The 25,707-nt window shown below is 56.6% G+C and carries 24 protein-coding genes; 2 read left to right on the top strand and 22 right to left on the bottom strand.

The window, feature by feature from the left end:
• Window positions 1-200: 200 nt before the first annotated feature.
• A complete protein-coding gene (locus BCM02_RS13465; protein ID WP_148929607.1) occupies window positions 201-2,381 on the top strand; it encodes an Ig-like domain-containing protein in 2,181 nt (726 codons plus the stop codon).
• Between the two features lie 492 nt (window positions 2,382-2,873).
• Here BCM02_RS13465 and BCM02_RS13460 read toward each other — a convergent pair whose 3' ends face one another.
• The 7 genes from BCM02_RS13460 to spoIID form a co-directional block, all read right to left on the bottom strand.
• On the bottom strand, window positions 2,874-3,212 hold the full coding sequence (locus BCM02_RS13460; RefSeq protein ID WP_148929606.1) for a DNA-directed RNA polymerase subunit beta: 339 nt from the start codon (window positions 3,210-3,212) through the stop codon (window positions 2,874-2,876).
• 16 nt (window positions 3,213-3,228) lie between these two features.
• Complete coding sequence (locus BCM02_RS13455; protein WP_148929605.1) at window positions 3,229-4,050, bottom strand: flagellar hook-basal body protein; 822 nt, start codon at window positions 4,048-4,050, stop codon at window positions 3,229-3,231.
• 50 nt (window positions 4,051-4,100) lie between these two features.
• Complete coding sequence (locus BCM02_RS13450) at window positions 4,101-4,958, bottom strand: flagellar hook-basal body protein (protein ID WP_148929604.1); 858 nt, start codon at window positions 4,956-4,958, stop codon at window positions 4,101-4,103.
• 245 nt (window positions 4,959-5,203) lie between these two features.
• On the bottom strand, window positions 5,204-6,199 hold the full coding sequence (gene mreB, locus BCM02_RS13445; protein WP_148929603.1) for a rod shape-determining protein MreB: 996 nt from the start codon (window positions 6,197-6,199) through the stop codon (window positions 5,204-5,206).
• Window positions 6,200-6,302: 103 nt separating this feature from the next.
• Window positions 6,303-6,590, bottom strand: coding sequence for a sporulation transcriptional regulator SpoIIID (gene spoIIID, locus BCM02_RS13440; RefSeq protein ID WP_148929602.1), 288 nt, complete (start codon window positions 6,588-6,590; stop codon window positions 6,303-6,305).
• A gap of 201 nt (window positions 6,591-6,791) precedes the next feature.
• Window positions 6,792-7,415 carry a M23 family metallopeptidase gene (locus BCM02_RS13435; protein WP_246183359.1) on the bottom strand — a complete coding sequence of 208 codons (624 nt, stop codon included), beginning with the start codon at window positions 7,413-7,415 and terminating at the stop codon, window positions 6,792-6,794.
• Between the two features lie 214 nt (window positions 7,416-7,629).
• A complete protein-coding gene (spoIID, locus tag BCM02_RS13430) occupies window positions 7,630-8,823 on the bottom strand; it encodes a stage II sporulation protein D (RefSeq protein ID WP_425466174.1) in 1,194 nt (397 codons plus the stop codon).
• A 297-nt stretch (window positions 8,824-9,120) separates the two neighbouring features.
• Between spoIID and BCM02_RS13425 the strand changes: the two genes are divergently transcribed.
• Complete coding sequence (locus tag BCM02_RS13425; RefSeq protein ID WP_187434192.1) at window positions 9,121-9,516, top strand: VanZ family protein; 396 nt, start codon at window positions 9,121-9,123, stop codon at window positions 9,514-9,516.
• A 70-nt stretch (window positions 9,517-9,586) separates the two neighbouring features.
• Here the strand turns inward: BCM02_RS13425 and murA are convergent, their stop codons facing one another.
• From murA to galE, 15 genes are all read right to left on the bottom strand, one after another.
• Window positions 9,587-11,035 carry a UDP-N-acetylglucosamine 1-carboxyvinyltransferase gene (murA, locus tag BCM02_RS13420; RefSeq protein WP_148929599.1) on the bottom strand — a complete coding sequence of 483 codons (1,449 nt, stop codon included), beginning with the start codon at window positions 11,033-11,035 and terminating at the stop codon, window positions 9,587-9,589.
• 206 nt (window positions 11,036-11,241) lie between these two features.
• On the bottom strand, window positions 11,242-11,499 hold the full coding sequence (locus BCM02_RS13415; RefSeq protein WP_148929598.1) for a DUF1146 domain-containing protein: 258 nt from the start codon (window positions 11,497-11,499) through the stop codon (window positions 11,242-11,244).
• A gap of 1,238 nt (window positions 11,500-12,737) precedes the next feature.
• Window positions 12,738-14,309, bottom strand: coding sequence for an NADH-quinone oxidoreductase subunit N (locus tag BCM02_RS13410; protein ID WP_342791307.1), 1,572 nt, complete (start codon window positions 14,307-14,309; stop codon window positions 12,738-12,740).
• Window positions 14,306-15,961, bottom strand: a complete 1,656-nt coding sequence (locus BCM02_RS13405) for a complex I subunit 4 family protein (protein ID WP_148929597.1) — start codon at window positions 15,959-15,961, stop codon at window positions 14,306-14,308. The genes BCM02_RS13410 and BCM02_RS13405 overlap by 4 nt, the downstream gene beginning before the upstream one ends.
• A complete protein-coding gene (gene nuoL / locus BCM02_RS13400; RefSeq protein ID WP_148929596.1) occupies window positions 15,961-17,835 on the bottom strand; it encodes an NADH-quinone oxidoreductase subunit L in 1,875 nt (624 codons plus the stop codon). Before nuoL ends, BCM02_RS13405 begins: the two co-directional genes overlap by 1 nt.
• Before the next feature lie 5 nt (window positions 17,836-17,840).
• Entirely contained in the window at window positions 17,841-18,143 is a 303-nt protein-coding gene (gene nuoK, locus BCM02_RS13395) for an NADH-quinone oxidoreductase subunit NuoK (protein WP_148929714.1), read from the bottom strand.
• 139 nt (window positions 18,144-18,282) lie between these two features.
• The gene (locus BCM02_RS13390; RefSeq protein WP_148929595.1) at window positions 18,283-18,801 is read right to left on the bottom strand and encodes an NADH-quinone oxidoreductase subunit J; all 519 of its coding nucleotides are present in this window, start codon (window positions 18,799-18,801) and stop codon (window positions 18,283-18,285) included.
• A 3-nt stretch (window positions 18,802-18,804) separates the two neighbouring features.
• A complete protein-coding gene (gene nuoI / locus BCM02_RS13385) occupies window positions 18,805-19,260 on the bottom strand; it encodes an NADH-quinone oxidoreductase subunit NuoI (protein WP_148929594.1) in 456 nt (151 codons plus the stop codon).
• A gap of 34 nt (window positions 19,261-19,294) precedes the next feature.
• Window positions 19,295-20,305, bottom strand: coding sequence for an NADH-quinone oxidoreductase subunit NuoH (gene nuoH / locus BCM02_RS13380; protein ID WP_148929593.1), 1,011 nt, complete (start codon window positions 20,303-20,305; stop codon window positions 19,295-19,297).
• Window positions 20,305-21,405, bottom strand: coding sequence for an NADH-quinone oxidoreductase subunit D (locus tag BCM02_RS13375; protein ID WP_148929592.1), 1,101 nt, complete (start codon window positions 21,403-21,405; stop codon window positions 20,305-20,307). The genes nuoH and BCM02_RS13375 overlap by 1 nt, the downstream gene beginning before the upstream one ends.
• A 6-nt stretch (window positions 21,406-21,411) precedes the next feature.
• Window positions 21,412-22,236, bottom strand: a complete 825-nt coding sequence (locus tag BCM02_RS13370; protein WP_246183357.1) for an NADH-quinone oxidoreductase subunit C — start codon at window positions 22,234-22,236, stop codon at window positions 21,412-21,414.
• A gap of 248 nt (window positions 22,237-22,484) precedes the next feature.
• Window positions 22,485-23,003, bottom strand: a complete 519-nt coding sequence (locus BCM02_RS13365; RefSeq protein WP_148929590.1) for a NuoB/complex I 20 kDa subunit family protein — start codon at window positions 23,001-23,003, stop codon at window positions 22,485-22,487.
• The gene (locus BCM02_RS13360) at window positions 22,988-23,359 is read right to left on the bottom strand and encodes an NADH-quinone oxidoreductase subunit A (RefSeq protein WP_148929589.1); all 372 of its coding nucleotides are present in this window, start codon (window positions 23,357-23,359) and stop codon (window positions 22,988-22,990) included. Before BCM02_RS13360 ends, BCM02_RS13365 begins: the two co-directional genes overlap by 16 nt.
• A 309-nt stretch (window positions 23,360-23,668) precedes the next feature.
• Window positions 23,669-24,661 (bottom strand): copper amine oxidase N-terminal domain-containing protein, encoded by a 993-nt coding sequence (locus BCM02_RS13355; RefSeq protein ID WP_148929588.1) that lies wholly within the window; start codon window positions 24,659-24,661, stop codon window positions 23,669-23,671.
• Between the two features lie 10 nt (window positions 24,662-24,671).
• A complete protein-coding gene (galE, locus tag BCM02_RS13350; RefSeq protein WP_148929587.1) occupies window positions 24,672-25,706 on the bottom strand; it encodes a UDP-glucose 4-epimerase GalE in 1,035 nt (344 codons plus the stop codon).
• Between the last annotated feature and the right edge of the window lies 1 nt (window position 25,707).

The raw sequence follows: 25,707 nt of genomic DNA, 5'->3' as shown, positions 1-25,707 counted from the left end.
CAAGGTCCTCCATCATTATACCTCTCCGCCATGAAAAATAAAACCATGCGAAAATCCCGCAAAACCGCGGCTTTCAGCCCCTTTTTCTCCGAAACTTCTAGTGTGTTTTCATCCAATTCGTTCGAAAACCTTCATTTTCGAGAAGCGCCTGCCGTTAATAGTAGGAGGCAACGAAATAAAACAAAGCAGGTGAGAACAAGTTGAGGAAAACAGATAAACAAGGCAAGACACGCTTTAGCTCCCGTTCTACGGTATCGGCGCTGCTTGCGTTTGTGATGATGCTAACCTTAATGAGCGGCATGGCGTCCGCTGCGGACGAGACGGTAAAGGACCTCCAGTTCGAGGACTCCTATCCGACGACGATGTATGTGAGCAACGGGACGATGACGCTGAACGTGCTGGCGACCGTTTCTTCTTCCACCACGAAAAAAGACGTCACCTCCAGCGCGACTTGGACCTCCTCCAATCCGGCGGTCATCAAAGTCAGCGGCGGCACGCTGACCGCGCTCACGACGGGCACGGCCAAAATCAGCGCGCAGTACAGCGGCTTTAAAGTCTCGCTCGACATGACGAGCGAATATATGTACGACAGCGTTACGATCAAGCAAAACGGTTCCGCGGCAAGCGACAGCCTGAACCTGAACATCGGCGATGATCTGGAATTCACGCTGACGGCGACCAAAGGCGGCACGACGACGGACAACATCGCCGACGCGACGTGGACAAGCTCGGACGCTTCGGTCGCTTCGGTCGACGACGAAGGTATCGTAACGTTGACCGCGGCCGGCACGGCGACGATCACCGCTTCCTACAAAGGCCGCAAGGATACCGTGAAGTTGACGGTCGCCTCTCCTTACAAGGAACTGAAAATCGACGGCGACAGCATCCGCGAGTTTAAGGTTGGCGAAGCAGCCGTTCAACTGGTTGCAACCGCGACGAAAACATCCGGCGGCACAGAGAACGTTGAGGATGACGCCACTTGGACGACAAGCAGCGCGGGCGTCGTGACAGTAGAAGACGGTAAAATCACGCCGGTAGCACCGGGCAAAGCGACTGTAACGGCCACCCACCTCGGCGTTAGCGCCTCGGTAACGGTTGTCGTGCGTCCAGCGTTTGAAGCCATGCGTATTTCACCGACGGATACGCAGCATATTTTGATCAATGGCAATGACGTTCAATTCGAAGTTTCGATTCCCGACAACAATAACTGGAAAGACGTATCGGCCGATGCGACTTGGGTGTCCAGCGACATCTATACCGCAACGGTGGACAAATCCGGTAAAGTAACGCCGAAAGAAATCGGCAGCACGACAATCTCCGCCACGTACAAAGGGCTGGTTAAATCCGTACTGGTGCATGTCTACCCGACGATCAACACGATGAAAGCCGCGAAAGAAACGGTCGACGCGTTCGTGGACGAAGCGGTCGCGCTTCCGGTGATCAAGGCGACGTCGCTGGCGGACGAAGAGTTCGACGCCGACGACCTTGTGACTTGGACTACCACCGATTCGACGATCGTTGATTTGAAAGAAGACAAGTGGATCGGCAAAAAAGTCGGCGAAGCGAAGATGATTGCCGCTATCGGCGACAAATCGGTCGAGGTAACCGTGAAAGTGAGCGAGAAGCCGCTTGTGCTGACATCGGAGAACACGAACCTGTCGCTGGTCATCGGCAAAGAAGCGGATCTGCCGACGATCAAGGTCATCAACGAAAGCGGCACGGAAGAGGAAGTCACAAGCAAGGTGACGTGGAAAGCGTCCTCGGCGAATCTGCTGCTCAAAGCACCGAAAATGAAAGGTCTCGTGAAATCCAACGTGAATCTGACCGCTTCTTACTTGGGCAAGTCGATCACGTTCAAAGTGACGATCGAAGAAGAGCTGACGAAGCTGTTCATTGATGCTTCCAACGTTACGCTGACGATCGGCAAGACAAAAGCCTTTAAAGTAACGGGCGTGTACAAGAGCGGTCAAACCGTAACGCTCAGCACGAAAATGAACTGGTCGCTCAACTCCGAGACGATCGCAACGGTCAATTCCAACATCGTAAAAGGTTTGACGGAAGGCACGGTCACGCTGACCGGCACGTACCAATCGAAGACGGTTACCGCGACGATCGCGGTGAAGCCGAAGCTGCTCAAGCTCGTCGTCTCCGAGAAGTCGTTCACGATGGCGCCAGGCTCGGCTAAGACATTCAAAGTGACGGCACAGTATGAGAACGGCAAATCCGTTGACGTGACCAAGACCGCGGTCTGGACATCGTCTAAAACCGCTACCGCAGGCGTAAGCGATGGTACGGTCGTGGCGCTGGCGAAGGGCGCGGCAACGATCAAAGTCGCCTACGAAGGCAAAACCGCGACGATTCGCGTCACTGTGAAACCTTAAGTTGATCTCTGAAAACGTCCGACCCGACTTGATCGGGGCGGACGTTTTTTTGTTGCACGGCCGGCATTCCAGCGGCAAGAAAGTAGCCGCGCGTCATACGTTCGGCAGCTCGCTTATTGATCTCTTTGCTCGACCGGTTCCGCAAACTGAGGGCCTGAAGGAAGCGATGATTGGCCAGATGTAGAGCGTTCATTTCGCCTTAAGGGCGCATTGCGGGTAGCGCCGTTATCTCCTTCTACACGCGAGATGGCGTTATGTCCCCCCCATCGCATTCCACGTTATACACAGTCCTATGGTAACGGCGCATCTCCTTAGCTTACGGCTGTTGTCTGGGAAAACGACCTCTACTCGCTCGCCAGCTAAAGTCGCTCGCATTCTCTCCAGTAGCAGCCTCATTTATGCCATAAGCCTATTGATTGATTGTTATGATGCCCATAACAAACGCAAAAAGACGGTTCCCATGATTACTCATGTCGGAACCGTCTTCTTCGGCTATGCATTTGAAAAAACGAGATCGTACATATGCTTCCACGTGGACCACTCGAATACGTCTTCGCCCGCACCGCTGCCGAGTTTCGTGTAGCCGATGTACAAGCCGCCCAGTAGCGCGGCGAGCAACAGGAGCGGTACGATGCTTTTGCGCAACACCCACAGCAGCACGCGAAGCGCTGGATGCCTGCGGGCACGCGCTTCGCGCTTCTGCTGCTTCTTCGCGCGTCCCTTTGACTTGCCGGCAGCCGCCTCCGAACCGCTCTCCTGCGGCGAGGAGCCTGCCCGTTCCGCCGCCGCGCCCAATCCTTCAAATACAACCGTGTCGTTCTTCGTATCCATCCGTAACACTCATTTCTTACGCGCGCAGGTTGTTGGCCAGCCCCATCATCGTGTCACTGGACGTTAACGCCCTTGCCGTGAGCTGATACGCCCTTTGCACGGTGGTCAATTCAGTCATTTCATCTGTCAAATTTACGTTAGACTGCTCCAGGAATCCTTGGCGAACCGAGATATCGCCGCCAACGCCTCCCGTTACGTCCGTCAATACGTCGTCGACATTCAAGCTGTCGCTTACCGCATATAAATTATCCGCTACTTGCGTGAGCATGGCCGGCTTCTGCGCCTGCACCAGGCGAAGCTGGCCGATCTCTTCGAACTCGCCCGCCTGATTCTGGCTCACGATCGTGCCGTCCGGATCGATCCGGACGGACTTGGCGTTCGTCGGCAGCACGATGCGCTCGCCGTCCGCTCCCGTAACCGGATAGCCTTCCTTCGTCGTCAGGATCGCTTCGCCCGCCGCGTCATTCGTCATCTGGAACGCGCCGTTACGGGTATAAGCCCGTGTGCCGGCATCATCCGTGATAACCTCGAACAACGCATTACCCGTAATCGCCAGATCATAAGGCAGGTCGGTCTGCTGCATCGGTCCTTGCGAAAGGTCCGGCTGAATCGATACCAGACGCGAACCCCAGCCTTGGTTCAACCCGAGGGGCGTACGGCGCCCCGGCTGGGAGAACTCATCCGGCTGCTGCGTCATCGTCGTCAGCAAATCCTCGAAGGATGCCTCTTTACGTTTATATCCTACCGTATTCACGTTCGCGATGTTATCCGCCAGCAGGTCTAATTTCTGCTGCAAGCCGTTCATCGACACCATGGCGTTGATCATCGAGCTGTTCATGCTGCATGCCTCCTAATAATTTGATGACGACTCAAAACCGAAAACGGACATTAATTTACGCGACCGACTTCGTTAACGGCTTTATCCAAACTCCTGTCGTAGAATTGGATGACCTTCTGGTTCGCCTCGTAGGCGCGCATCGCCGACATCAGATCCACCATCGATTGGGCGGAGTCCACGTTCGAGCGCTCCAAGTAGCCTTGACGCAGTTCAACCCGCTCCCCTGCTCCGACAACCTGTGCCTGCTCATCGCCTTGCAAGGCGAATTTGCCGTTGCCGACGCGCACCAGGTTATTCGGGTTATCGATGCGGGACAGCATGAACTGGCCGACCTGCTCGCCTGTCATCGGATCCACCAGACGGAAATCGCTCGTAACCGTCAACTTGTCCATCGATTGATCCGGAGCCAGCTGAATCGGGTTGCCGCCTTGGCCCAGCACTTGCGAGCCGTCGCTCGTCGTCAGATAGCCTTGGTCATCCACCGTAAATCGTCCGCCCCGCGTATAAGTCGTCTCTCCGGAGGCATCCTGTACGGTAAAGAACGCTTGCGGCTGGTACGTGACCTCGCCGTCTTCGGAGACGGACTTGCCGGACTCGTCGAACGCGACGCCCGGCAGCTCGATATCCGACATGATCGCGAAATCGGAAGAGCGGTTCGTCTGCATGAGATCGCCCTGCAGCTGCACGGATAAGCTTTCCTCTGCGAAGACGCCCGTATTCAAACGGCCGATCGGCGTCTTGTTGTTGCCTTCGGTCAAGGCGATCATCATCTCCGGGAACGAGCGCGTCACCGCGTTGGACTGCTTGTACCCCGGCGTATTGATGTTGGAGATATTGTTCGTCACCGCGTCGTGGCGACGCTGCTGGGCCGTCATGCCCGCCGCTGCCGTATATAAGCCTCTTAACATGAGGTGATCCTCCCCGTAGTGCCTCCCGCGGACGCAGCCGCGAAAAGGCAAGCATAGTAAGCGTAAGTCTGGCTCTCGATATCTGTTATATCGGCACGCATCCGTTCTGGTTGAATAGCTGCAGCCTGCGACTTTGCGTCTGTCGGCGCCTCGGCACGCTCCCCTAAAGCGTCCTACCCGCGCCGACACTGGGGCCTGTCCGCCCTGCCGATCTCTACGTTATGCCAGAAGTTACCGCTCACAAGCTATCTTTTGCGAGGGGACCGGTCCAAATAATCCAGCAGCAGTCCCGTCCCTTTGACGACGCAATGCATCGGATCTTCCGCGATCAGCACCGGCACCTTGAGTTCTTCCGCCAACAGCGTGTCCAGACCACCCAGCAGAGCGCCGCCGCCGGTCAGGATGACGCCGCGGTCGATGATGTCCGCCGACAATTCGGGCGGCGTGCGCTCTAAGACGGATTTCGCCGCTACCACGATGGAGGAGACTGGCTCCCACAGCGCTTCACGCACTTCGTCGGAATGAATCGTAACCGTCAGCGGCAAGCCGGAGACCATGTCGCGTCCGCGGATATCGATCTCTTCCCTGCGACCGTTGTCGTATACCGAACCGATCTTGATCTTGATATCTTCACTCGTTCGTTCGCCGATCAGGAGCTTGTACTTATTTTTGATATACCGCATGATCGCGGAGTCGAACTTGTCCCCCGCGACTTTAATGGAAGAGGCGGTCACGACGTCGCCCATCGAAAGCACCGCCACGTCCGTCGTTCCGCCGCCGATATCGACGACCATGTTCCCGCTTGGCTGGTAGATGTCCATGCCCGCGCCGATGGCCGCCGCTTTCGGCTCCTCTTCCAAAAAGACGTCTTTCGCCCCGCTTCGTTCCGCAGCTTCGCGGATCGCCTTCTGCTCTACGGACGTAATATTCGTCGGCGCGCAAATGAGAATGCGCGGACGGCTGTACCAGGAGCGGCCGCCAATACGGTCGATGAACGCCTTGAGCATGATCTCCGTAATCTCGAAGTCGGCAATGACCCCGTCGCGAAGCGGCCGGATGGCGATGATATTGCCTGGCGTACGGCCTACCATCCGGTGCGCTTCTTCGCCTACGGCGAGCACGCGTTTCGTCTCGCTCTCGATCGCGACGACCGAAGGCTCATCGAGTACGACGCCCCTCCCTTTCACGTGAATGGACACGTTCGCCGTGCCTAAATCAATCCCGATATCCTTGCTAAACATACGTCTGAAATCCTCCAAAGCGAATAGTTGTCGATCCGAGTAACATATCGTACAGTATTCGCTGAAATCAACGAAATTCCTCTATTTTTGTAGAAAAAATCGCTTACGTTTTTGCCGCGGCCACCACTTCGCGCTTGCGTCCCGTGCTCTTCTTATACTTGATTTTAGTGGCTTCTCCGCCTCTGAGGTGCCGGATCGATTTGTGGTACTCCAGGATATGCTTCACCTGGTCCGCCAAATCGGGATTGATCTCCGGCAAACGCTCGGTTAAATCCTTGTGCACCGTGCTTTTGGACACGCCAAACTCCTTGGCGATCGTCCGTACCGTATGCTTCGTTTCCACGATGCACCGGCCGATTTTGATCGTACGCTCTTTGATGTAGTCGTGCACGCTCCCGCCTCCCTACTCGAGATAGTTTGGTACATTATATGAGGGGGGCGGGTAGATATTCTTTGTGGCCAAGCGTGACAAGCCCAGGAATGCAAATATTTTCATGACAAGGGTCGTTTCGGCCGAAAATAACGCAAGAGCAGGGGGATCCCCTGCCCTTGCGGCAAACCGACTGCCGGCTTGCTTCGAACATGCATTCGCTTATTCGGCTTGTTGGTCGAGCAGCGTGTTCGGATTAACCGCCGTGCCGTTCTGGTAAACCGCGAAGAATAAGTGGTTACCCAGCTGACGCTCGATTTCGTTGCGGCCGGCTTTGGCGATGATCGCGCCTTGCTCGACTTCGTCGCCGACTTTCACTTGGACGTCGCTCAAGCTTTGGTACACCGTTTTCAGACCGTCGGCGTGCTTGATTTCGACGATGTTGCCGTTCGTCGGATGTTTGTCCACCAAGAATACTTTGCCGCTGAGCGCCGCCGCAACGTCGAAGGATTTGTCGCCTTCCGCCGCCAGGCTGATGCCGGTGCTGCCGACGATCGTGTCTGCGCTGATTTGCACGAGCGCGCTCTCGCGCTCTTCTTTCGTCGCGTTGATGTCATAGAAGGATCTGGCGACCTTCACCGCGTTGCGATCGGCGACCGGCCACTGCATCGTCTCCGTGCCGGACTTCACGATGATCTCTTCTTCTTCAGCCGGTTGCGTGGTCGCTTCCTCGGCCGTCGTACCCGGCGTGGTGGCTTCGGTGTCCGGCGTAGTCGACATTGTCGGCGTCTCGTCCGGCCCCTGATAGACCCACATTAAGGTTACGATAATTGCCGCCGCTGCCATGAATGCTGCCGGTGCTGTCCATTTCTTGGAGAACAGTTTTCTCCAGGCGGATGTGTTGGCGTTGCTGGCTCCCACTACGTTTTTAGGAGCGTCTTGCGATGGTTTTTTGTTTTGATCATTCATTGTTTAATCACCTCATCAAGCATTGTTGCCAGAAGCTAGCAGTTTATACGTGAGGCTTTCAACAATTTCAAGCTTGTAAGTTTCCAAGTTGCTAGAGCCCCTCGGGCAGTTTGGAAACCTGCTCCACCTTCGTGCCGGAATAGTAATGGAGCAGGATGCGCTTGGCGTCCGCGCCGGCCTGCGCCATTCCGTTCGCTCCCCATTGGCTCATGCCGACCCCATGCCCGAATCCATAGGTCGTAATATGAATCTCGCTGCCGTCCAGCTGCCAGTCGAATTGCGAGGAGGCTAGTCCTAGTTTCTCGCGAAATTCTCGCCCGCTCAGCTTCTCCCCGCCCACAGACACCGTCGCGATGCGCTTGCCCTCGGTCCGCTCCAGCACCCGCATTTGACGAACCGCGCTCTTCTTCACGCCCAGCTTATCGGCCAAATCGGCGATCTTCATCGTAACGGTCTCTTTGTATCGCGGGGAGATCGCCTTGTCCCACGGACTGGCGACGCTCTTCAAATACGGCACGTCGAGCGTCCAATAGTCCGCCGCATTCTCGGTGTACCCGTTGCTCGTGGAGAAAAAAGCCGCCTGAATCGGTTCGCCCGCATACGTGATGATCTGTCCCTTCGTCTCCTCGACGGCCCGATTCAGCTTGGCGAGATTGTCTTCTTTCTGCTGCCCCTTCCAGCGGTTCAGCAATTCCGCCATCGGGATATAAACCTGATGCTGGACCGTATTCGTAACGTTCGCCTGCTCATCCGGCGTTCCGCTGCGGTCCCCGCTCATTAGTCTCCGGTAAATGTAAGTCCGTGCCGCGATGGCCTGCGCCTTCAGCGCTTCCAGTTCAAAATTAATCGGCATCTCGCCCGCCAGCACGCCGCGCACGTAGAGTTCGATCGGCAAGCGCTCGATGCGCTCGGTTTCGGTGACGTATACGCTCACGCGGAGGCGTTCGTAGTCGGCGATGGTTTTCGTCGTCGGAGGCTGTTCTTTGTCCGGCTTTAAGGGTTGTTCGTTTTCGGCCGGTTTCGAAGGCGCTGATGTTGCCTTATCGGGAGCTTGTCCCGTAGAAAGCTTCGAATTGTCCGATTTCTCGTGCTCCACCGTAGCCGATTCCTGTATACCCGTCGCGCCGATTGGATCTAACTCGGCAGGTTGCACGCCGGGGAACAGCAGCCCTTTAGTCGCGCCAATCATTAACAGACCTGCCGCGAAACCCGCCCACCAACGCCAACGGCCCGCACGATGGCCGCGGCGTCGCGATAATCGCCATTTGACTCGATTCACGCTCATTCTCCTCCCTCGCTTCGCCAACATAGCGGTCGCCTTTCCTGCACTATAAGCCTATGAAGCCCAATGATAGGATAGAACGTAATAGAGGCCGCCGCGATATGTCAGTTTATGGAGAAAATTTGAGAAGACCGTCGGTGTATGCTATAGTAATGCACTAAAGATATGCAGATGCGGCTTTCTTGCATTCATCTTGGTGTTCGCGCCATATGTGGCAAGTTGTCCATAATAAGCGTTAATAGTAGAGAATATAGCGATATAAGGGGTATTTCGATGCGGCAAGAGGTGGTTCCAATGCGAATGATAGCGATTATGTTGTGGTGCGGCGTTCTTTTCGTGGGGACCTGCACGGTCAGCGTGAGCCTTCTGATTAGCGATTATTACGTCCATTTTGACTTTACATCGCACGGACGTCTAGCGGATTTATTCCTGTTGGATATCATGCCGGAGAGCGACTTGTACGTCATTCAGAAAATCGGTCACATCACCGGCTTTTTCATTCTGTCGCTGCTGCTGACCAAAGGCGGCAAACAACCTTCTGGTCTGATCTGGGCCGTACTGTACGCCTTGTTGACCGAAATCCTCCAGCCCTTCTTCAATCGGGACGGGCGGCTGATCGACGTCTTGATTGACTCCGTCGGGATCTTCGGCGCTTATGGATTGTGCCGCTTGCTGCGCAGGCCCAAACGCTTTTAGGATCGCTAATCGAGGCTAAAAAAAGAACCTCCATACCGAGTATGGAGGTTCTTTTTTCGTCTATTGTCGCTCAGGTCACGGCCCACGTCGGCTGCGGCTTCAAACGGCTAACGTCTTTGTCGCGCTTCTTCTCGGACACGCTATCGGAGGCCAATGCTGCCGCCAGAACCGTATCCGCTTGCGCGGCAACCGCGCTAACCGCCGCTTCGATGCCCGAGGCCAGCGTCTGCAGTTTTTCGGATGCCGTTACGACATCCGCCGCCGCTTCGACGCGTTCGATGATCGCGCCCAAGCTTGCCAGCTTGCCCGTAATATCGACGTAACCGCGATCCACGTGATGAATGCCCGTGACCTCCGTCTCGCCGTCGGCTACGAGCGCCGCGCATACGAGCGCCGCGCCCGCGCGCAGGTCCGTCGCGCACACTTTGGCGCCCACAAGCGGCACGCCGCCGTTAATAATTGCCGTGCGCCCTTCTACCTTGATACTGCCGCTCATCTTCATGAACTCTTCCACGTGCATGAAGCGATTCTCGAACACGGTTTCCGTCACGACGGAGGTGCCTTCCGATACCATGAGCAGCGCCATCATTTGCGACTGCATGTCGGTCGGGAAGCCGGGGTAAGGGAGCGTCTTTACGTCAACGCCCTTCAGCGGCTTGCTCGCACGAACGCGAAGCCCCGTATCCGTCTCGGTGATCTCGACGCCCATCTCCTCCATCTTGGAGATAACCGGCGCCAGATGATCCGCGATCGCGCCTTCCACGTGCACGTCGCCGCCGGTAATCGCCGCCGCGATCATGTACGTCCCGGCTTCAACCCGATCCGGAATGACCGCGTGGCGAACGCCCGTCATGCGCTCGACGCCTTCGATGCGAATTACGCCCGTGCCCGCGCCGCGTACGATCGCGCCCATAGCGTTGAGATAGTTCGCCAGATCGACGATCTCCGGTTCCTTCGCCGCATTCTCGATGGTGGTCGTGCCCTGCGCAAGCGCCGCAGCCATCATGATGTTCTCCGTCGCGCCTACGCTGGCCACGTCCAAATAGATCTTCGCGCCTTTCAATCGTCCGTTCGCGCGCGCTTCGATGAACCCGTGGCCGAGCGTAATCTCGGCGCCCATTGCTTCAAAGCCTTTAAGGTGCTGGTCGATCGGACGCGTACCGATGGCGCATCCGCCCGGAAGCGAAATTCTCGCGCAGCCGAGCCTTGCAAGGAGCGGTCCCATTACAAGGAAGGATGCGCGCATCTTGCGCACCAAATCGTAAGGCGCTTCATATGACGACAACTGCTGCGCGGAGATGCGCATGGTTTCGTTCTCGTAAGATAGACTTGCCCCGAGTGCGGCAAGCACTTGTTGGATTATATTTACATCGTCTAGGAATGGAACGTCGGCGATGACGCTTTCTCCATCTTGTGCAAGTAACGCGGCCGCGAGTATCGGCAGTACAGCGTTTTTGGCTCCGCTGACACGAACGTTTCCGACTAGTCGCTGACCGCCGCGGACGATTATTTTGCTCATCTTTAAGTTTCCCTCCGCGCGCAGTTTTTCTTTACCTATATCTGGCACCTAACAAAAGCGCCACTATTCCTCATCATATCACCGTGGTACATAAGTCGACAAGCGTTAATTTAAACCTGTCGAATCATGCCGATTATAGTTGTTCGGAAGCCAATGTTCTTTTCGTACCGTCATGTATTACCCATTGTTGACATGTTTCAATGTTGTTATTCGACAAGTCCCGGCAGCAGGTTCGACCATTGCCAGTAATCGAGGACGAACCGGGCAAACTGATGACCCAGAATGACGGCCAGCATAATTTGGAGCGTTTTGGTATGTACGCTGCGGGCCCGCTTCATAAATACGTCGAGACGAATTTCCTGCACGACGAACCAGGCCGCCGTAATGCAAATTAGATCAATAATAATGTAAATAAGTCCCTGCATGCCGGCTCTTGCCGCAAAATCGTTCACAACCGCGTCCATCTCTTAGCCTCCGCCTTCATTGCTCGCGCGCTCTCGGCCGCTTTGCCATCGTTCCATTATAAACAGAATACGCGTCGTATGCCAGTAAGGAAAAAGACCCGCCTTTGCCCCTCTCCTAACTCGGAGCACCTTGTTCATAACCTGGAAAAGCCGTCCTTCTCGCGCTAATACGGGCTTGCGCAAGAGCCGTCAGATGATAGACGTTCACCACCAAGAAAATGTTTCCACCAATATTCCCACTTCCTACAACGTACAACTTCGCCCCCTATTGCATGCCTTTCGAAGCGTCCTTTAACGAAAACTTCAAAAGCTCCTATCGGCAGGTAATTTCGCTTCTTGGATCGATTGGCGGTGTTATGTCGGTGCACCGGGCGCGTTCACCTTGATAGGTCACAAGTCCCATATAGTGATAGAGCAACCGAAAAAAACACCTTTTCGTAACGGATGCCGCAAAAACGTCCATCTCGCAATCCCACTTGCGACCAGTGTTTTAATCGGCATTGTAAGCATTGCCGTGAGCATTACGGCAATCCGTTATCGGTTCGACCCATGCCTGCCTAATACGTGTCGCACTGCTTTCAAGCCGTTGCCATTGACCGCCGATTGAGGAGAGTCGATCAGATTTAACGCCCCCTTCATGCCGATCACGCAGCTGACTTAGGGGATTTCAATGGTCTTTGCCAGGATGGGGCTGTGCTGACCGACCAGAATTGAATGAATAAAATGAATGGTCGCTAACGGATCGCGGCGCTCTGCACGGCTGACCTACGTCTTCATACGTCTCTTTACAGACGTCCTCTACGGGCGATCGTCCCGCTTCGGATGTATCGTTCGCGCCAATCTGGTGACCCTTCTCTCCATGGAATTCGGCTCATCATATTGAGCCTTTAACCCGCAATTTGTTATTATGAAACTTTTCGTCCGATAAGTCCTCTTTTCTCGGGGCCGTCATATTAATTATCGCTAAAGACACTGCTCCCACGTAGTCCTCATCCCTTCTAAATCCTCCCAATCTATGCAGATTTCGATATTAGTTATGCCATGCGCAAAGCACCATTTTACGTCTTGATCAGAGCTTAGGGACTAACAATATCTCGCAATTTCAGATAGCTGCCAACGCTCTCTATTTGCCGTCCGTTAAGAATTGATCGTTGTTACGAAAACTGCATTTTCATAGGTTTTCGATGCCACACAAAAAAGACCTTCCCCTCCCGAGGAAAGCCTTCTCTCCGTACTCCCTACCGAATCAGCAGATCGCCGACTATCGAAAAATGCGTGTTAACCAGATCGAACACCACGCCCGGCCATACACCCAATACCAGCGTCCCGAGCACGCACATCCAGATGACGGCGCCCGTCGCGCCCGATACGGGAACGCGCGTATCTTCGCCTTCGGTGCGCATGAACATTTGCCGCGCGATCGCGAAATAGAAGTAATACGAGATGACGCTGCTGACCGCCATCACGGCGACCAGCCAATACGCGCCGGACTGGGCTGCCCCGAACAAAATAAACAGTTTGCCGAAAAATCCGCCGGTCAACGGCAGCCCCGCCAGCGAGAGGAGAAACACCAGCATCGCGGTCGCGGTCCAAGGCGCCCGGTGATACAAGCCGGCGAAACTGCCGAACGATTCGTCGTCCGCCGCCTGCGTCACCGTCGCCACGACGGCAAAGGCGCCAATCGTCATGAGCGTATACGCCAGCAGATACAAGAGTAACTCGCCGAAATTCGAGGCGTGCATGCCCTTCAGCGATAGGCCGAGCGGCACGAGCAGGTAGCCGGCATTGGCGACGCCGGATAACGCGAGCAGCCTTCTCAGCTGCCGTTGGCGCAGCGCCGTCAACGTCCCGATCAGCATCGAGGCGGCGGCCAGCACGAGCAGCAGCAGGAACGTATCCCCCGCGATGTCGCCGTCCGGCGAATCCGCGAAGAAGACGATATTATACACGATGCGGAAGACGACCGCGAGCGCCGCCCCTTTGGATACGACGGCCAAGAAGGCCGCGACCGGCGACGATGAACCTTCCACGACATCCGGCGCCCAGGCATGGAACGGCGCGGCCGCGATTTTGATGCCGAACCCGGCAATGAGCATGAACAGGCCAACGGCGAGCAGCGGCGACAGGCCCGCAATGCCCTGCGTCTGGAAGACGTTCGCGATCGCGCCGATGTTCGTCGATCCGCCCACGCCGTACAAATACGACATGCCGAACAAAATGAACGCGGACGACAAGCCGCCGGTCACGACGTATTTGAACGCGGCCTCCGCGGACTTCGCTCCCTGCTTGCGCATGCCGACGAGCACGTAGGTCGTGACGCTGAGCAGCTCCAGGCCGACATACAGCGTGATCAGGTCGCCCGAGGATACCATAATCATCGCGCCGACGACGGCCGGCAGCATCAAGTAGTAGTATTCGCCCCGGTTCGGCGTCTCCTCTCGCTTCATCGTCCCGTTGCTCATCAGGACGACGAGCGCGGCGGCGAGCAGGAAGATCAGCTTGAGCGTACCGGCAAAATGATCGATCCGATAGCTGTCCGCCAGCACCCGAATCACGCCGCTGCTTCCGTTCTCCTCTGCCCGTACGCCCGCTACCTCCGCCATCCGCCATATGACGAGTCCGCCGGATCCGAGCAAACCGGCAAGCGTAAGCCAGCCCAGCTTGTTCCTGCCGAACGTGCTCGGGAGCGCGAGGTCGATCAGAATGAGCAGCAGCGCCACGACGATCAGCAGACCTTCCGGCGCCAAATATAGCGCGTCGCTCCATGTGAACGCGCCGACCGTCGCCGTTGTTCCTTGGTTCGCGATCACGACGCCTCACCTCCCGGCAGCATGTGAATAAGCGCGTCGAAGCCATGCGCCATCGGATCGGTCAAGATGGAAGGATAGATGCCAACGAGCACGATCATCGCCAGCAGCACGATCATCGGCACCGCTTCAACTAATCGGGCATCGCGCAAGGCCGCGAACTTCTCCGGCATCGGTCCGTACGTAATCGCCAGCACCGCGCGCAGCACATAGACCGCCGCGAGCACGACGCCCAGCACGGCGACCGCAACGATAACCGGCTGCGTGTCGAACAGGCCGAGCAGCGACAGGAATTCGCCGATGAACCCGGACAGCCCCGGCAAGCCAAGGGACGCCATGCCCGCCGCGAGCAGGACGCCGCTCATGAACGGCATGCTGCGGGCCAAGCCGCCCAGCTGCGCAAGCTCCGTCGTATCCGTCCGCTCCTGCAGACTGCCGACAATCAAGAAGAGCAGCGCGGAGATCAGGCCGTGCGACACCATCTGCACGACGGCGCCTTCCAGCCCGATCTCGTTCAAGGATGCCAATCCGAGCAGCACAATGCCCATATGGCTGATCGAGGAGTAGGCTAGGACAAGCTTCAGGTCCTTCTGCACCATTGCCAGTATCGCGCCGTACAGGACGTTGACCGCCCCAAGCACCGCGATCGCGACCGCCGCCTCGCCCGCCTGTGCCGGGAACAAGAAGAGACCGAAGCGCATCAGGCCGTAAGCCCCCATTTTGAGCAGCACGCCCGAATGAATCATGACGATCGACGGCGGCGCTTCCGCGTGCACGCGCAGCATCCACGTATGGAACGGCGCGATCGGCAGCTTAATCCCGAAGGCGATGAGCAGCAGGAGAAAAATCGTCCACCGCATCGCCTCCGACAGGTAGAACGGATTCTGCGCGGTCGTCATCGCGGTATCGCCACCGGACTCCGGCGCCCCCTGGTTAATATACGAATCGGGGTTCGAGAAGCTCTCTTGCAGCACCTCGTAGCTTCCGCTATATTCGAGGCGGACCCCCTCCCCGCTTCCCGTCTCCACCTGATGGAAGCCCGCCGTGACCGTCAACAGCAGGAAGGCCACCAGCATGATCGCCGAACCGAGACCGTTATAAATCAGGAACCGGCTGGCCGCCTTTTCCCTCCCGAAAAATCCCCAGATGCCGATGAGGAAGAACATCGGAACGAGCGTCAGCTCGAAGAAGATGAAGAATAAGAACAAATCGCGCGCCATGAACACGCCGAGCATGCCGACCTCGAGCAGCAAAAACCAGAAGTAGAACGCTTTCCACCGTTTCTTGATATGCACCGAAGCCAGCGCCGCCATGGCGGCCACGATCGTCGTCAGCAGCATGAGCGGCAAGGATACCCCGTCGATATCCATTTGGTAGGCCAGCTTGAACGAATACGATGCTACGTCGCCCACCGTTTCCTTGTTCAGCGCGACATCCACCCACGTAACCGATTCGCCGTACGCGGCCGCGTCTTCGGGCGAGCGGGAGCTGTAATCGGCATAGAGCCATAGGGAAAGCGCCAGCGGAATAAAGGTTGCGGCGATCGCCGTTATTTTCAGCCACCGGCTTCGCTGCTTGGGCAGAAAGAGAAGAACGAGCAGACCCAGCAGTGGCGAGAAAGTGATCAGCGATAGAATCGGCAGTTCTTCCAACACTACCACCACCCCCTTCCGGCAATCGAGACGAGCAAGACCAGGAGGCCGAACAGCGTAATCAAGCCATACGTTTGCACTTGGCCGTTATGCAGGCGCGTTCCGCCGCGGCCGAGCAGCAGGGCAGCCCCGCCAACCAGGCGGACCGCACCGCCGACGATGTGATCGTCGATAATCGCGAAGACGCGCCCGATCCCGCGCACGCCTTGGACGAATACCGCGTTGTAGAGCCGATCCACATAATAACCCTCGCCAAGCAGCCGCACGAGTCCGGGCACGCGAGCGGTGATCGTCTCGCGGTTGATCGTGCCTTTCGCATACGCCAGCCAGCCGATATAAATGCCCAACACGCCGACCGCGGCCGAAGCGACCATGACGAGACCGCCGCCCGTATGCGTCGTCTCCGTGCCGCCGGAGAGCCAGTGTCCGAGCGTATTGTTCCACGGCGTCTCAATCAGCCCGGACAGTACCGCGGGAACGGTGAGTACGGCCAGCGGCAGCGTCATCGTCCACGGCGACTCCTTCACATGGCCGAGGTTGCCCCGTGCCTTGCCCGTGAAGACGGAGAAGAAGAGACGGGACATATAGAACGCGGTCAGGAAAGCCGCCGCCAGCCCCAGCGCGAACAACAGCGGCTTCTCCTGAAACGCGGTATGCAAGATCGCGTCCTTGGACCAGAAGCCCGAGAACGGCGGGATGCCCGACAGCGCCAGCGCTCCGATGCCGAAGGTGACCGACGTCACCCGCATCCGCCGCCATATGCCGCCCATCTGCCGGATATCCTGCGTATGTACGGCGTGAATGACGCTGCCCGCTCCGAGGAACAGCAGCGCCTTGAAGAACGCGTGGGTTACGAGGTGAAAAATACCGCCGGTCAGCGACCCCAGCCCGAGCGCCATCATCATATAGCCGAGCTGGCTCACCGTCGAATACGCGAGAATGCGCTTCATATCCTGCTGCGCTACCGCGATCGTCGCCGCGAAAATCGCCGTGAAGCCGCCTATGTACGCCACCGTATCCATCGCCGCCTGGGACGCTTCGAAAATATCGAACGTCCGCGCGATCAGAAAGACGCCCGCCGCGACCATCGTCGCCGCATGAATAAGCGCGCTGATCGGCGTCGGCCCTTCCATGGCGTCCGGCAGCCAGACGTGGAGCGGGAATTGGCCGGACTTGCCCGCCGCGCCGACGAAGATGAGCAGCGCAATGAGCGTCGTCATCCCGGCTTCAATGGCGCCGCCTTGGCCTTGGAACACATTCTGAATGCTCGCGAAGTCGAGCGTATGACTTGGCATTTGCCAGTACAGCAGAATGATTCCGAGCAGGAGCCCCGCATCGCCGATCCGCGTCACGATGAACGCTTTCTTGGCCGCGGCCCGAGCGGACGGCTTGGTGTACCAGAAGCCGACAAGCAGGAAGGAGCAGACGCCCACCAACTCCCAGAATACATAGAGCCCCAGCAAATTATCGGCCAACACGAGTCCAAGCATCGAGAACGCGAAGAGCGCGACATAGCCGAAGAAGACCGTCGCCCGCTCGTCGTCTTTCATGTAACCCGCCGAATAGAGATTGACGAGCACGCTCACGGCGGTGACGACCAGCAGCATGAGCGACGTCAGGTTCGTAATTTCGAAGCCCAGCGTCAGCTGCAGCGGCCCGGCGGACAGCCAACGGAAACCGTCGCTGTAATCTAGCGCATCGCTCCCCAGCCGCTCGGTCCAGATGAGCACCGACAGCGCGAACGAGCCCAAGGACGCTAGCGTCCCGATCCATGCGGCCAACGTCCGGTTTCCTCGCCCCATCGCCGTCAGGATGAGGAAGGCCGCAAGCGGGAATAACGGCACGAGCCAGCCCAGCTGCGTAAAAATCGTATCCATGGCTCCTACCCCCTCAATTCGTCATAGTCGTCCACGTTCACCGTGCCGCGCGCGCGGTACAGCATGATCAGAATGGCGATCCCCACAGCCGCTTCCGCCGCGCCGACCGCGATCGAGAAGAGCGCGAACATGTGGCCGGAGAGCGACGGGACGACGCCGTATTTGGAGAAGGCGACGAGATTGACGTTCGCCGCGTTCAGCATCAGTTCGATCGACAGCAGCACCACGACGGTGTTGCGCTTGGCCAGCACGCCATATAGCCCGACGCAGAACAAGATCGCCGCAAGAGTCAAATACGAAGCGAGCATACCGAAGCCTCCTTTGGAAGCATCGCGGTAAGCGGGGGATACGTCATAGCCGAGAACCCTATCGCCTTCGGCCCGGCAGGCAAGCCGGCTAACGGCGAGCGCGGCGCGGCCGCTTCCATTTTCGCGCAAACTTCCATCGCTACTCCGCCTCCTTCTTGGCCAGCACGATCGACCCGATAAACGCCACGGTCAGCAGCACCGACACCAGCTCGAAGGGAATGACGTAATTCGTGAACAGCAGCTTCCCGATCTCGAGCGCGTTGTCTTCGCCGGCTTCGAACGACTGCGCCGGCGCCAGCTCCGACGAGCGGATCGCGAAGAACAGCAGCCCGAACAGCGCAAGCGCGCCCACGGCCGCCAACCCTTCTTGCCAAGCGCGCTTCGTCGTCGCCTTCTCCTCCTCTTGATGCTTCGTCATCATAATGCCGAAGATCATCAGGATCGCCACCGCCCCAGCGTAAATCAGCACCTGGACGAAGGCGAGGAATTCGGCTTCCAGCAGGATGAACAGCCCCGCCACGCCAATAAAGGCCGCCAGCAGCGAAAGCACCATATGCACCACTTTCGTGAGGCTGATCATAAACACCGAGCCGGAGATGATCATGACGGCGAAGACGAAGAACGCGACGAACTCTCCCGTCAGCTCAACGTTACCCATCGCTCACTTCGCGCCCCCTTTGCCCGGCTGCGGTGCCCCGATATTGTTGTTGTCTTGGCGCACGTTCTTGTTGTTGTCCCTCAGCCATTGCCGGTCCTTGAACAGATCGTCCCGGCTGTAAGCGGCCAGCTCGAAATTGTTCGTCATGACGATCGCCTCGGTCGGGCACACCTCGGTGCACAGGTCGCACAGAATGCAAATTTCGAAATTAATATCGAACGTATCGATGACCTTGCCCTTCTTCTCCGGGTCCGGGTTCGGCTTGCCCGTCAGCGTAATGCAGTCGGTCGGACAGACGCGGGCGCATTGATTGCAGACGATGCACAGCTCGGGGATAAAATGCTGGATGCCGCGGAACCGGTCCGGCATCACCAACGGCTCGTCGGGATACGCGATGGTCACCTTCGGCTTCGTCATCGCTTTGAACGTGACGCCGAGTCCTTTCAACAGGCCTTTCATGGGCGTGCCCCCTTCTTGTCGGCTTCGATTGGCGCTATTTGACGAACAGCTCGAGATACACCGCCGTCACGAACACGTTCAGGATCGCCAGCGGCAGCAGCACCTTCCACCCGAGCCCCATCAGCTGATCGACGCGGATGCGCGGCATCGTGCCCCGAAGCCATATGAGGAAAAAGACGACCAGCGCGAATTTGAGCAGAAACCAGACGATACCCGGCACGAAATCCAGGAATGCCAGCGGCGCGTGCCAGCCCCCGAGGAACAGCACGGTCGTGAGGGCCGCGATCGCGTACATGTACACGTACTCCGTCAGCATGAAGAACGCGAAGCGAAAGCCGCTGTACTCGACGTGATACCCCGCCACCAGCTCGGATTCCGCCTCCGGCAGGTCGAACGGCGTCCGGTTCAGCTCCGAGACGGCAGCGATGACGAACACGACGAAGCCAATGATTTGCGGGAGGAAGTTCCACTGCCAGAACCAATCCCCCTGCTGCTCCGCGATTCCGCGCAAGTTCATCGTGCCGGACATCATGATGACGCCGACGACGGAAATGACGAGCGGCACCTCGTAGCTGATCATCTGCGCCGCCGACCGCATGCCCCCGAGCAGCGCGTATTTGTTGTTGGACGCCCAGCCCCCGAGCACGATCGCAATCGTGGTGATGCCGGACAGCGCCACGTAGTAGAGGAGACCAACGTTTATGTCCGCGAAATACAGGTCCTGCGTATACGGAATGACCGCGAGTACGCCGAAAGCCGGAACGTAGGCCAGCGCGGGCGCCAGCATGAATAGCACCCGGTCGGCTTTGCGCGGGATCGTATCTTCTTTGATCAGCAGCTTCAAAATATCCGCCACCGTCTGCAGCAGGCCGAGCGGGCCGACTCGGTTCGGGCCGATGCGCAGCTGCATCCAGCCGATAATTTTGCGCTCGAAATAAATCGCGTACGTGACGAAGCCGAGCACCAGCACGAGGAGCACGACGCCCCATAGCAGAAATACGAACGCATTGCCCCACGTCAGCGTGTCGTCCAGCATGCCGCCCATCAGCAATCGACCTCCCCGACGACAATATCGATCCCGCCCAAGATCGTAATGAGGTTCGTCATCGTTTCGCCTACGAGCAGCTTCGGCAAGATTTGCAAATTGACGAACGACGGGCGGCGGAACTTAAGCCGGTACGGCTCCTGCTTGCCTTTGGACACGATGTGGCAGCCGATCTCGCCCCGCGGCGATTCGATGGCGACGTACACCTCGCCGGCCGGCGGCCGAATGACGCGCGGCACCTTGCCCATCGTCTCGCCTCCGGACGGGAACTGCTCCAGCGCTTGCCGCAGAATGCGCAGCGATTGGCGAATTTCCTCCAACCGAATGAGGTAGCGATCGTGGCAGTCGCCCGTGCGACCAACGGGAACGTCGAACTCGAAGCGTTCGTAGAGGCTGTACGGCTTCGTACGGCGAAGATCCCAATCGACCCCGGTACAGCGCAAATTGGCCCCGGAGAGGCCGTAATCGATCGCGGTCTCTGCGTCATAACGCCCTACGCCGCGAATACGCGCGAGGAAAATTTCGTTGCCGCTGACGAGATGGTCATATTCGACGAGCTTCTTTTCCATGTAGGGGAGGAAGTCTCGGACCTTATCTAGCCATGCGTCCGTCGCATCCCACTTCACCCCGCCGACCCGCATGTAATTGTAAGTGAGCCGCGCGCCGCTCAGTTCGTTGAACAAGTTCACGATCGTCTCCCGGTCGCGGAAAGCGTAGAGAAACGGGCTCATCGCCCCGATGTCGAGCAGGTATGTCCCCCACCAGACGAGATGGCTCGCGACCCGCTGCAGTTCCATGACGATGAGACGCAGAAACTCGGCGCGCTCCGGGACCGCAAGGCCCATCATCGTCTCCACCGCATGGCAGAGCACGTAGTTATTGGTCATCGCGGAGACGTAATCCATCCGGTCCGTGTAGGGGATGATTTGCGTATAAGTGAGCTCCTCCGCCAGCTTCTCCGTTCCCCGGTGCAAATACCCCATGACCGGCGTCGCCTCGGTAATGACCTCGCCGTCCAGCTTAACGATGATCCGGAACACCCCGTGTGTGCTCGGATGCTGGGGGCCGACGTTGAGCAGCAGTTCTTCCGTACGTATCACGGCTTGTCACACCTCCGGATCAAGTGGCGCATAGTCTTTGCGGAGCGGATGCCCTTCCCAGTCGTCCGGCATCATAATGCGGCGAAGATCCGGATGTCCGGTAAAATGAATGCCGAGCAGGTCGTAAATCTCTCGTTCGTTCCAGTTGGCCGTCGCCCATATCGGGGTGACCGACGGAATCTGCGGCTGCTCGCGATCGGCTTTGACTTTGATGGCCGCATCGCGTCCGGTCGTCAGCGATACGAGGTGGTAGACGACCTCGAGATGCGTTTCGTAATCCACCCCCGATACGTTGCGTAAGTAGGTGAAGCGAGTCTGTGGGGCGGACTTCAGTGCGTTTGCTGCGGCGGTTAAATGGTCGGATTGAACAATGATGGTGGGCAAGTCGCCGTTTAGTTCGTTGAGCGTAGCGGATTCGATGGCGTCCGGGCCGGCTGCGTCACGGATGAGCGCGACTAGCCCGTCGAGCTCGGGCTGCCTTGGCGATGTCGCGGCTGGCGGCTGTTCGGCGCTGCCAGAAGCAGCTGATGGCGTTCCGCCTTCGGCTGCGGCTTTGGCTGCGGCTCGGGCTGCTCGGGCTTCCGCCGCGACTGCGAGCTTGGCTTCGCGCTCGGGGTCGGCGGGCGCCGGAGGGCCGGCGGCTTCGCCTTCTGCTGCGGCCTTAGCGGCGGCTCGAGCCGCGGGGGCTTCTGCCGCTGCTGCGAGCTTGGCTTCGCGCTCGGGATCGGCGGGCGCCGGAGGGCTGGCGGCTCCGCCTTCTGTTGCGGCCTTGGTTGCGGCTCGAGCCGCGCGGGCTTCTGCCGTCTCTTGGTCAGCTTCCCTATGCTCCACACCTGATTCTGCAGTTGATCCCGATCTTGATTCACGCTCGAGATCAATTGGGTCTGATGTGTCTGTATTTGCTCCCGTCTCTAGAACAGCACTCTCTGTACCCGCTTCAGCCGCCGATAGCCGAGATTCCCCTCGTTCCGCATCGTTAGCCGCTGTTAGCTCTTCGCTCAAATCGTTGCTCCGCTGCGAGCCTGAGGTGGCATCAGGCTCTAAATCATCCTTTGCGCCTTCCTTCTTCTCCTCGTCGCTCATCGGTTCGTCACCCGCTTTCCGGTCTTGGCTTCATAGCGGATTTTCTCCTGCAGCTTGTTGATGCCGTAGATGAGCGCAGCCGGATTCGGCGGACAACCGGGTATGTACACATCGACCGGCACGATCTGATCGACGCCTTTCATAACCGAATAAGACTTCACGTAAGGTCCGCCAGCCGTCGCGCAGGAGCCCATCGCGATGACCCACTTTGGTTCCGGCATTTGATCGTATAGACGTCTGAGCAGCGGTCCCATTTTCTTCGTCACCGTTCCCGCGACGATCATGACATCGGACTGCCTCGGCGAAGTGCGGAACATGACGCCGAACCGGTCCAGGTCGTAGTGCGATGCGCCCGTACCCATCATCTCAATGGCGCAGCAGGCAAGCCCGAACGTGAGCGGCCATAGCGAATTGCTGCGCGCCCAGGCCTTTAGCTGCTCCAGCGTGCCCACGAATACATTGCGCTCCAGCTCCCGGCGCTCCTCCGGGGAAATAGACGCTAAATCGAATTCCATTTCAGCACCTTCTTTCTCCAGGCATACAGCAATCCTACCAATAGCAGCCCCGCGAAGATCGCCATCTCGACCAGCACAAAAAGGCCCAACTGCTTATACGCAACGGCCCACGGATACAAGAAAACGGTTTCTACATCAAACACGACAAACATGAGCGCAAACAAGTAATAGCGCACATTAAAACGGACTTGCCCTTCGCCAACCGGCTCATTGCCACTTTCGTACGTCGTCTCTTTCTCGTTGGTCGGCTTATGCGGCCGTAAAATCCGGCCCGCGGTCAGCGCGGCAACGGGAAGCAGGATGCCCAGCAGAATGAAGATCGTCACAATTACGTAATTGTTGATGTACTTCTCCATGCTATCGCCTCCGTAGGAGTGTCGTAGGACAAAATGTAAACCTTTGCTTCAAGCAAGTTCGGAACGTATTCCGCATAGCCTCACAAACTGGTAAGTTGTGCCATTATTATAACAAAGGCTGGTTACGCCGTCTATGCGCTGCCGGGAGCTTCGAGTTCCAACCTAGATCTAGGTTACAACATATGCAACGCGCCTTTATTTCAGACGACCTCTCGATTGAAGTGGTCTCGCACATTCCTAGTCCCAACATTCCCTAAATAAACAAAAAAACTTCTCGCGCTCGAAAGAGCGAGAAGTTTTCAGATAAGTTTACAGCATACCCGCCATAATTTCTCTGCCTTTTTCAACTTGCGCATTGAAGGTTTGACGATAATCCGCAAGGATGGCCGTGCTATATCCATTGGCAGTAAGCTGAGCTTCCGTTTCAGCCAGAACCTGATTGAAGGAAGAGGTGCACGAATCCAATTGCGCGTAACCTTTGCTCTTAAGCGATTCTTTCGTCTTCGCATCCTCCGTGCTGATGTACTGAATCCCGATATCCATGAGCGCGGCCTGGCAGCTATTCTGCAAGTTAGTCAGACGAGCTTGGGCATTGGAAGTAATCGATTCATAGCTTGGCTTGGAAGCCGTGCCGCCACCTGTTGAACCGCTAGTACCGCCCGACGTTTGTCCGTTGTTGTTAGCTTGTCCGCCATCTGTTGAACCCGAAGTACCGTTACCGCCTGTCGAAGTGCCTGCATTCGGATTAAAGCCTTTCGATCTCGCCGAAATTTGTTGAGCTTTGGCATCCCAATAGATCGTGGAACCAGCAGATTCGGACATGAAGCGAAGTGGAACATAGATCGTTCCATTCAGGGCGTAGGCGCCTTGACCTTTAGGAAGAGCCTTGGTTGCGCCATCGAATACAAACTTCGCGGCTACCGGCTTAATTTGCACCGTGGATCCACCCTTATTTAGGCCAGTTCCCATCGCATTCATCAAGAACTCATTCAACGCAATGGTTTCGGACTTTGTGGGATCCTTGACCGTCACGCGGTTGCTGGAGGCATCCCACTGCACGCTTTTCTTCAGCGCGTAAGAAACAAAACGCATTGGAACATATGTAGTCCCATTCAAGGCGAAGATATGCTGACCTTCAGGTAGCTGTAGTACTTTACCGTCAAAGACGAGTTGGTACGAGCCAGTAGTGACTTTGGGTTGCGTTGTTGTTGGGGCTGCTGCAACCATAGTTTGTAACGTAAAAAGCAAAAGACCAAGTGTACAGAATGAAACAAAAAATTTACTTGTTTTAAGCCAGTTCATTGAATCACCTCTAGAATTTATTCATCATTTCGGACATAGTATATCCTTCTGGGTAGTTCTTCTGCCATCGCCAGGCATCTTCACACATTTCCTCTATATCTCTTACAGCTACCCACCCAAGTTCCAACATTGCTTTAGATGGATCCGCATAGCATATAGCTACATCACCATCTCTTCTTGCTTCTATTTTGTAAGGTATTTTTCGATCAGCAACTCTTTCAAAAGCTCGAATCATCTCTAAGACGCTGTACCCTTTCCCCGTCCCCAGATTATATATCGAAACTCCATTAGAAGTCTTGACCTTATCAAGAGCTTTGATATGCCCTTTTGCCAAGTCCACAACATGGACGTAATCTCTTACCCCTGTCCCATCAATGGTGTCATAATCAATGCCATACACCCTCACTATAGGTAACTTGCCTGACGCAACTTGAGCTATATAAGGGAGTAAATTATTGGGGGTTCCTTTGGGATCCTCGCCTATTTGGCCACTAGAATGCGCGCCGATCGGATTAAAGTATCTGAGTATCGAGATACTCCAATTGTTGTTCGATGCAGATAAATCCTTCAGCAATTCTTCAATCATTAACTTAGTACGACCATAGGGGTTGCTGGCTCCTAGCAGGTTTTCTTCCGTCATAATTCCGGAAGCGGATGGTGAATAAACCGTAGCTGAAGAACTAAACACCATCTTTAAAACTTTATGATTCTGCATGACTTCACAAAGATTAAGTGTCCCCATTACGTTATTTTGATAGTATTTTAGGGGGTTTTGCGTTGACTCTCCAACTGCCTTCACCCCCGCAAAATGAATGACAGATTCAAAATCATGGTGAAGAAATACAGATCCTAAGCTGTCTTTGTCCAACAGATCCACGTTGTAGAATGGTACTTTTTTTGCTGTAATTTCCTCCACCTTCTTGATGGAAGCCATACTGCTATTAGATAGGTTATCTACCACGACAAGATCATACCCTGAGTTTAATAGTTCTATGCAAGTATGACTTCCTATAAACCCTGCTCCTCCAGTTACTAAAATAGCCACA

Source organism: Paenibacillus methanolicus (genome assembly GCF_008124765.1).
GTDB classification, from domain to species: Bacteria; Bacillota; Bacilli; order Paenibacillales; family Paenibacillaceae; genus Paenibacillus_Z; species Paenibacillus_Z methanolicus.
The sequence above is the reverse complement of the archived record's forward strand: the minus strand, read 5'-3'. Positions and strand labels throughout refer to the sequence as shown.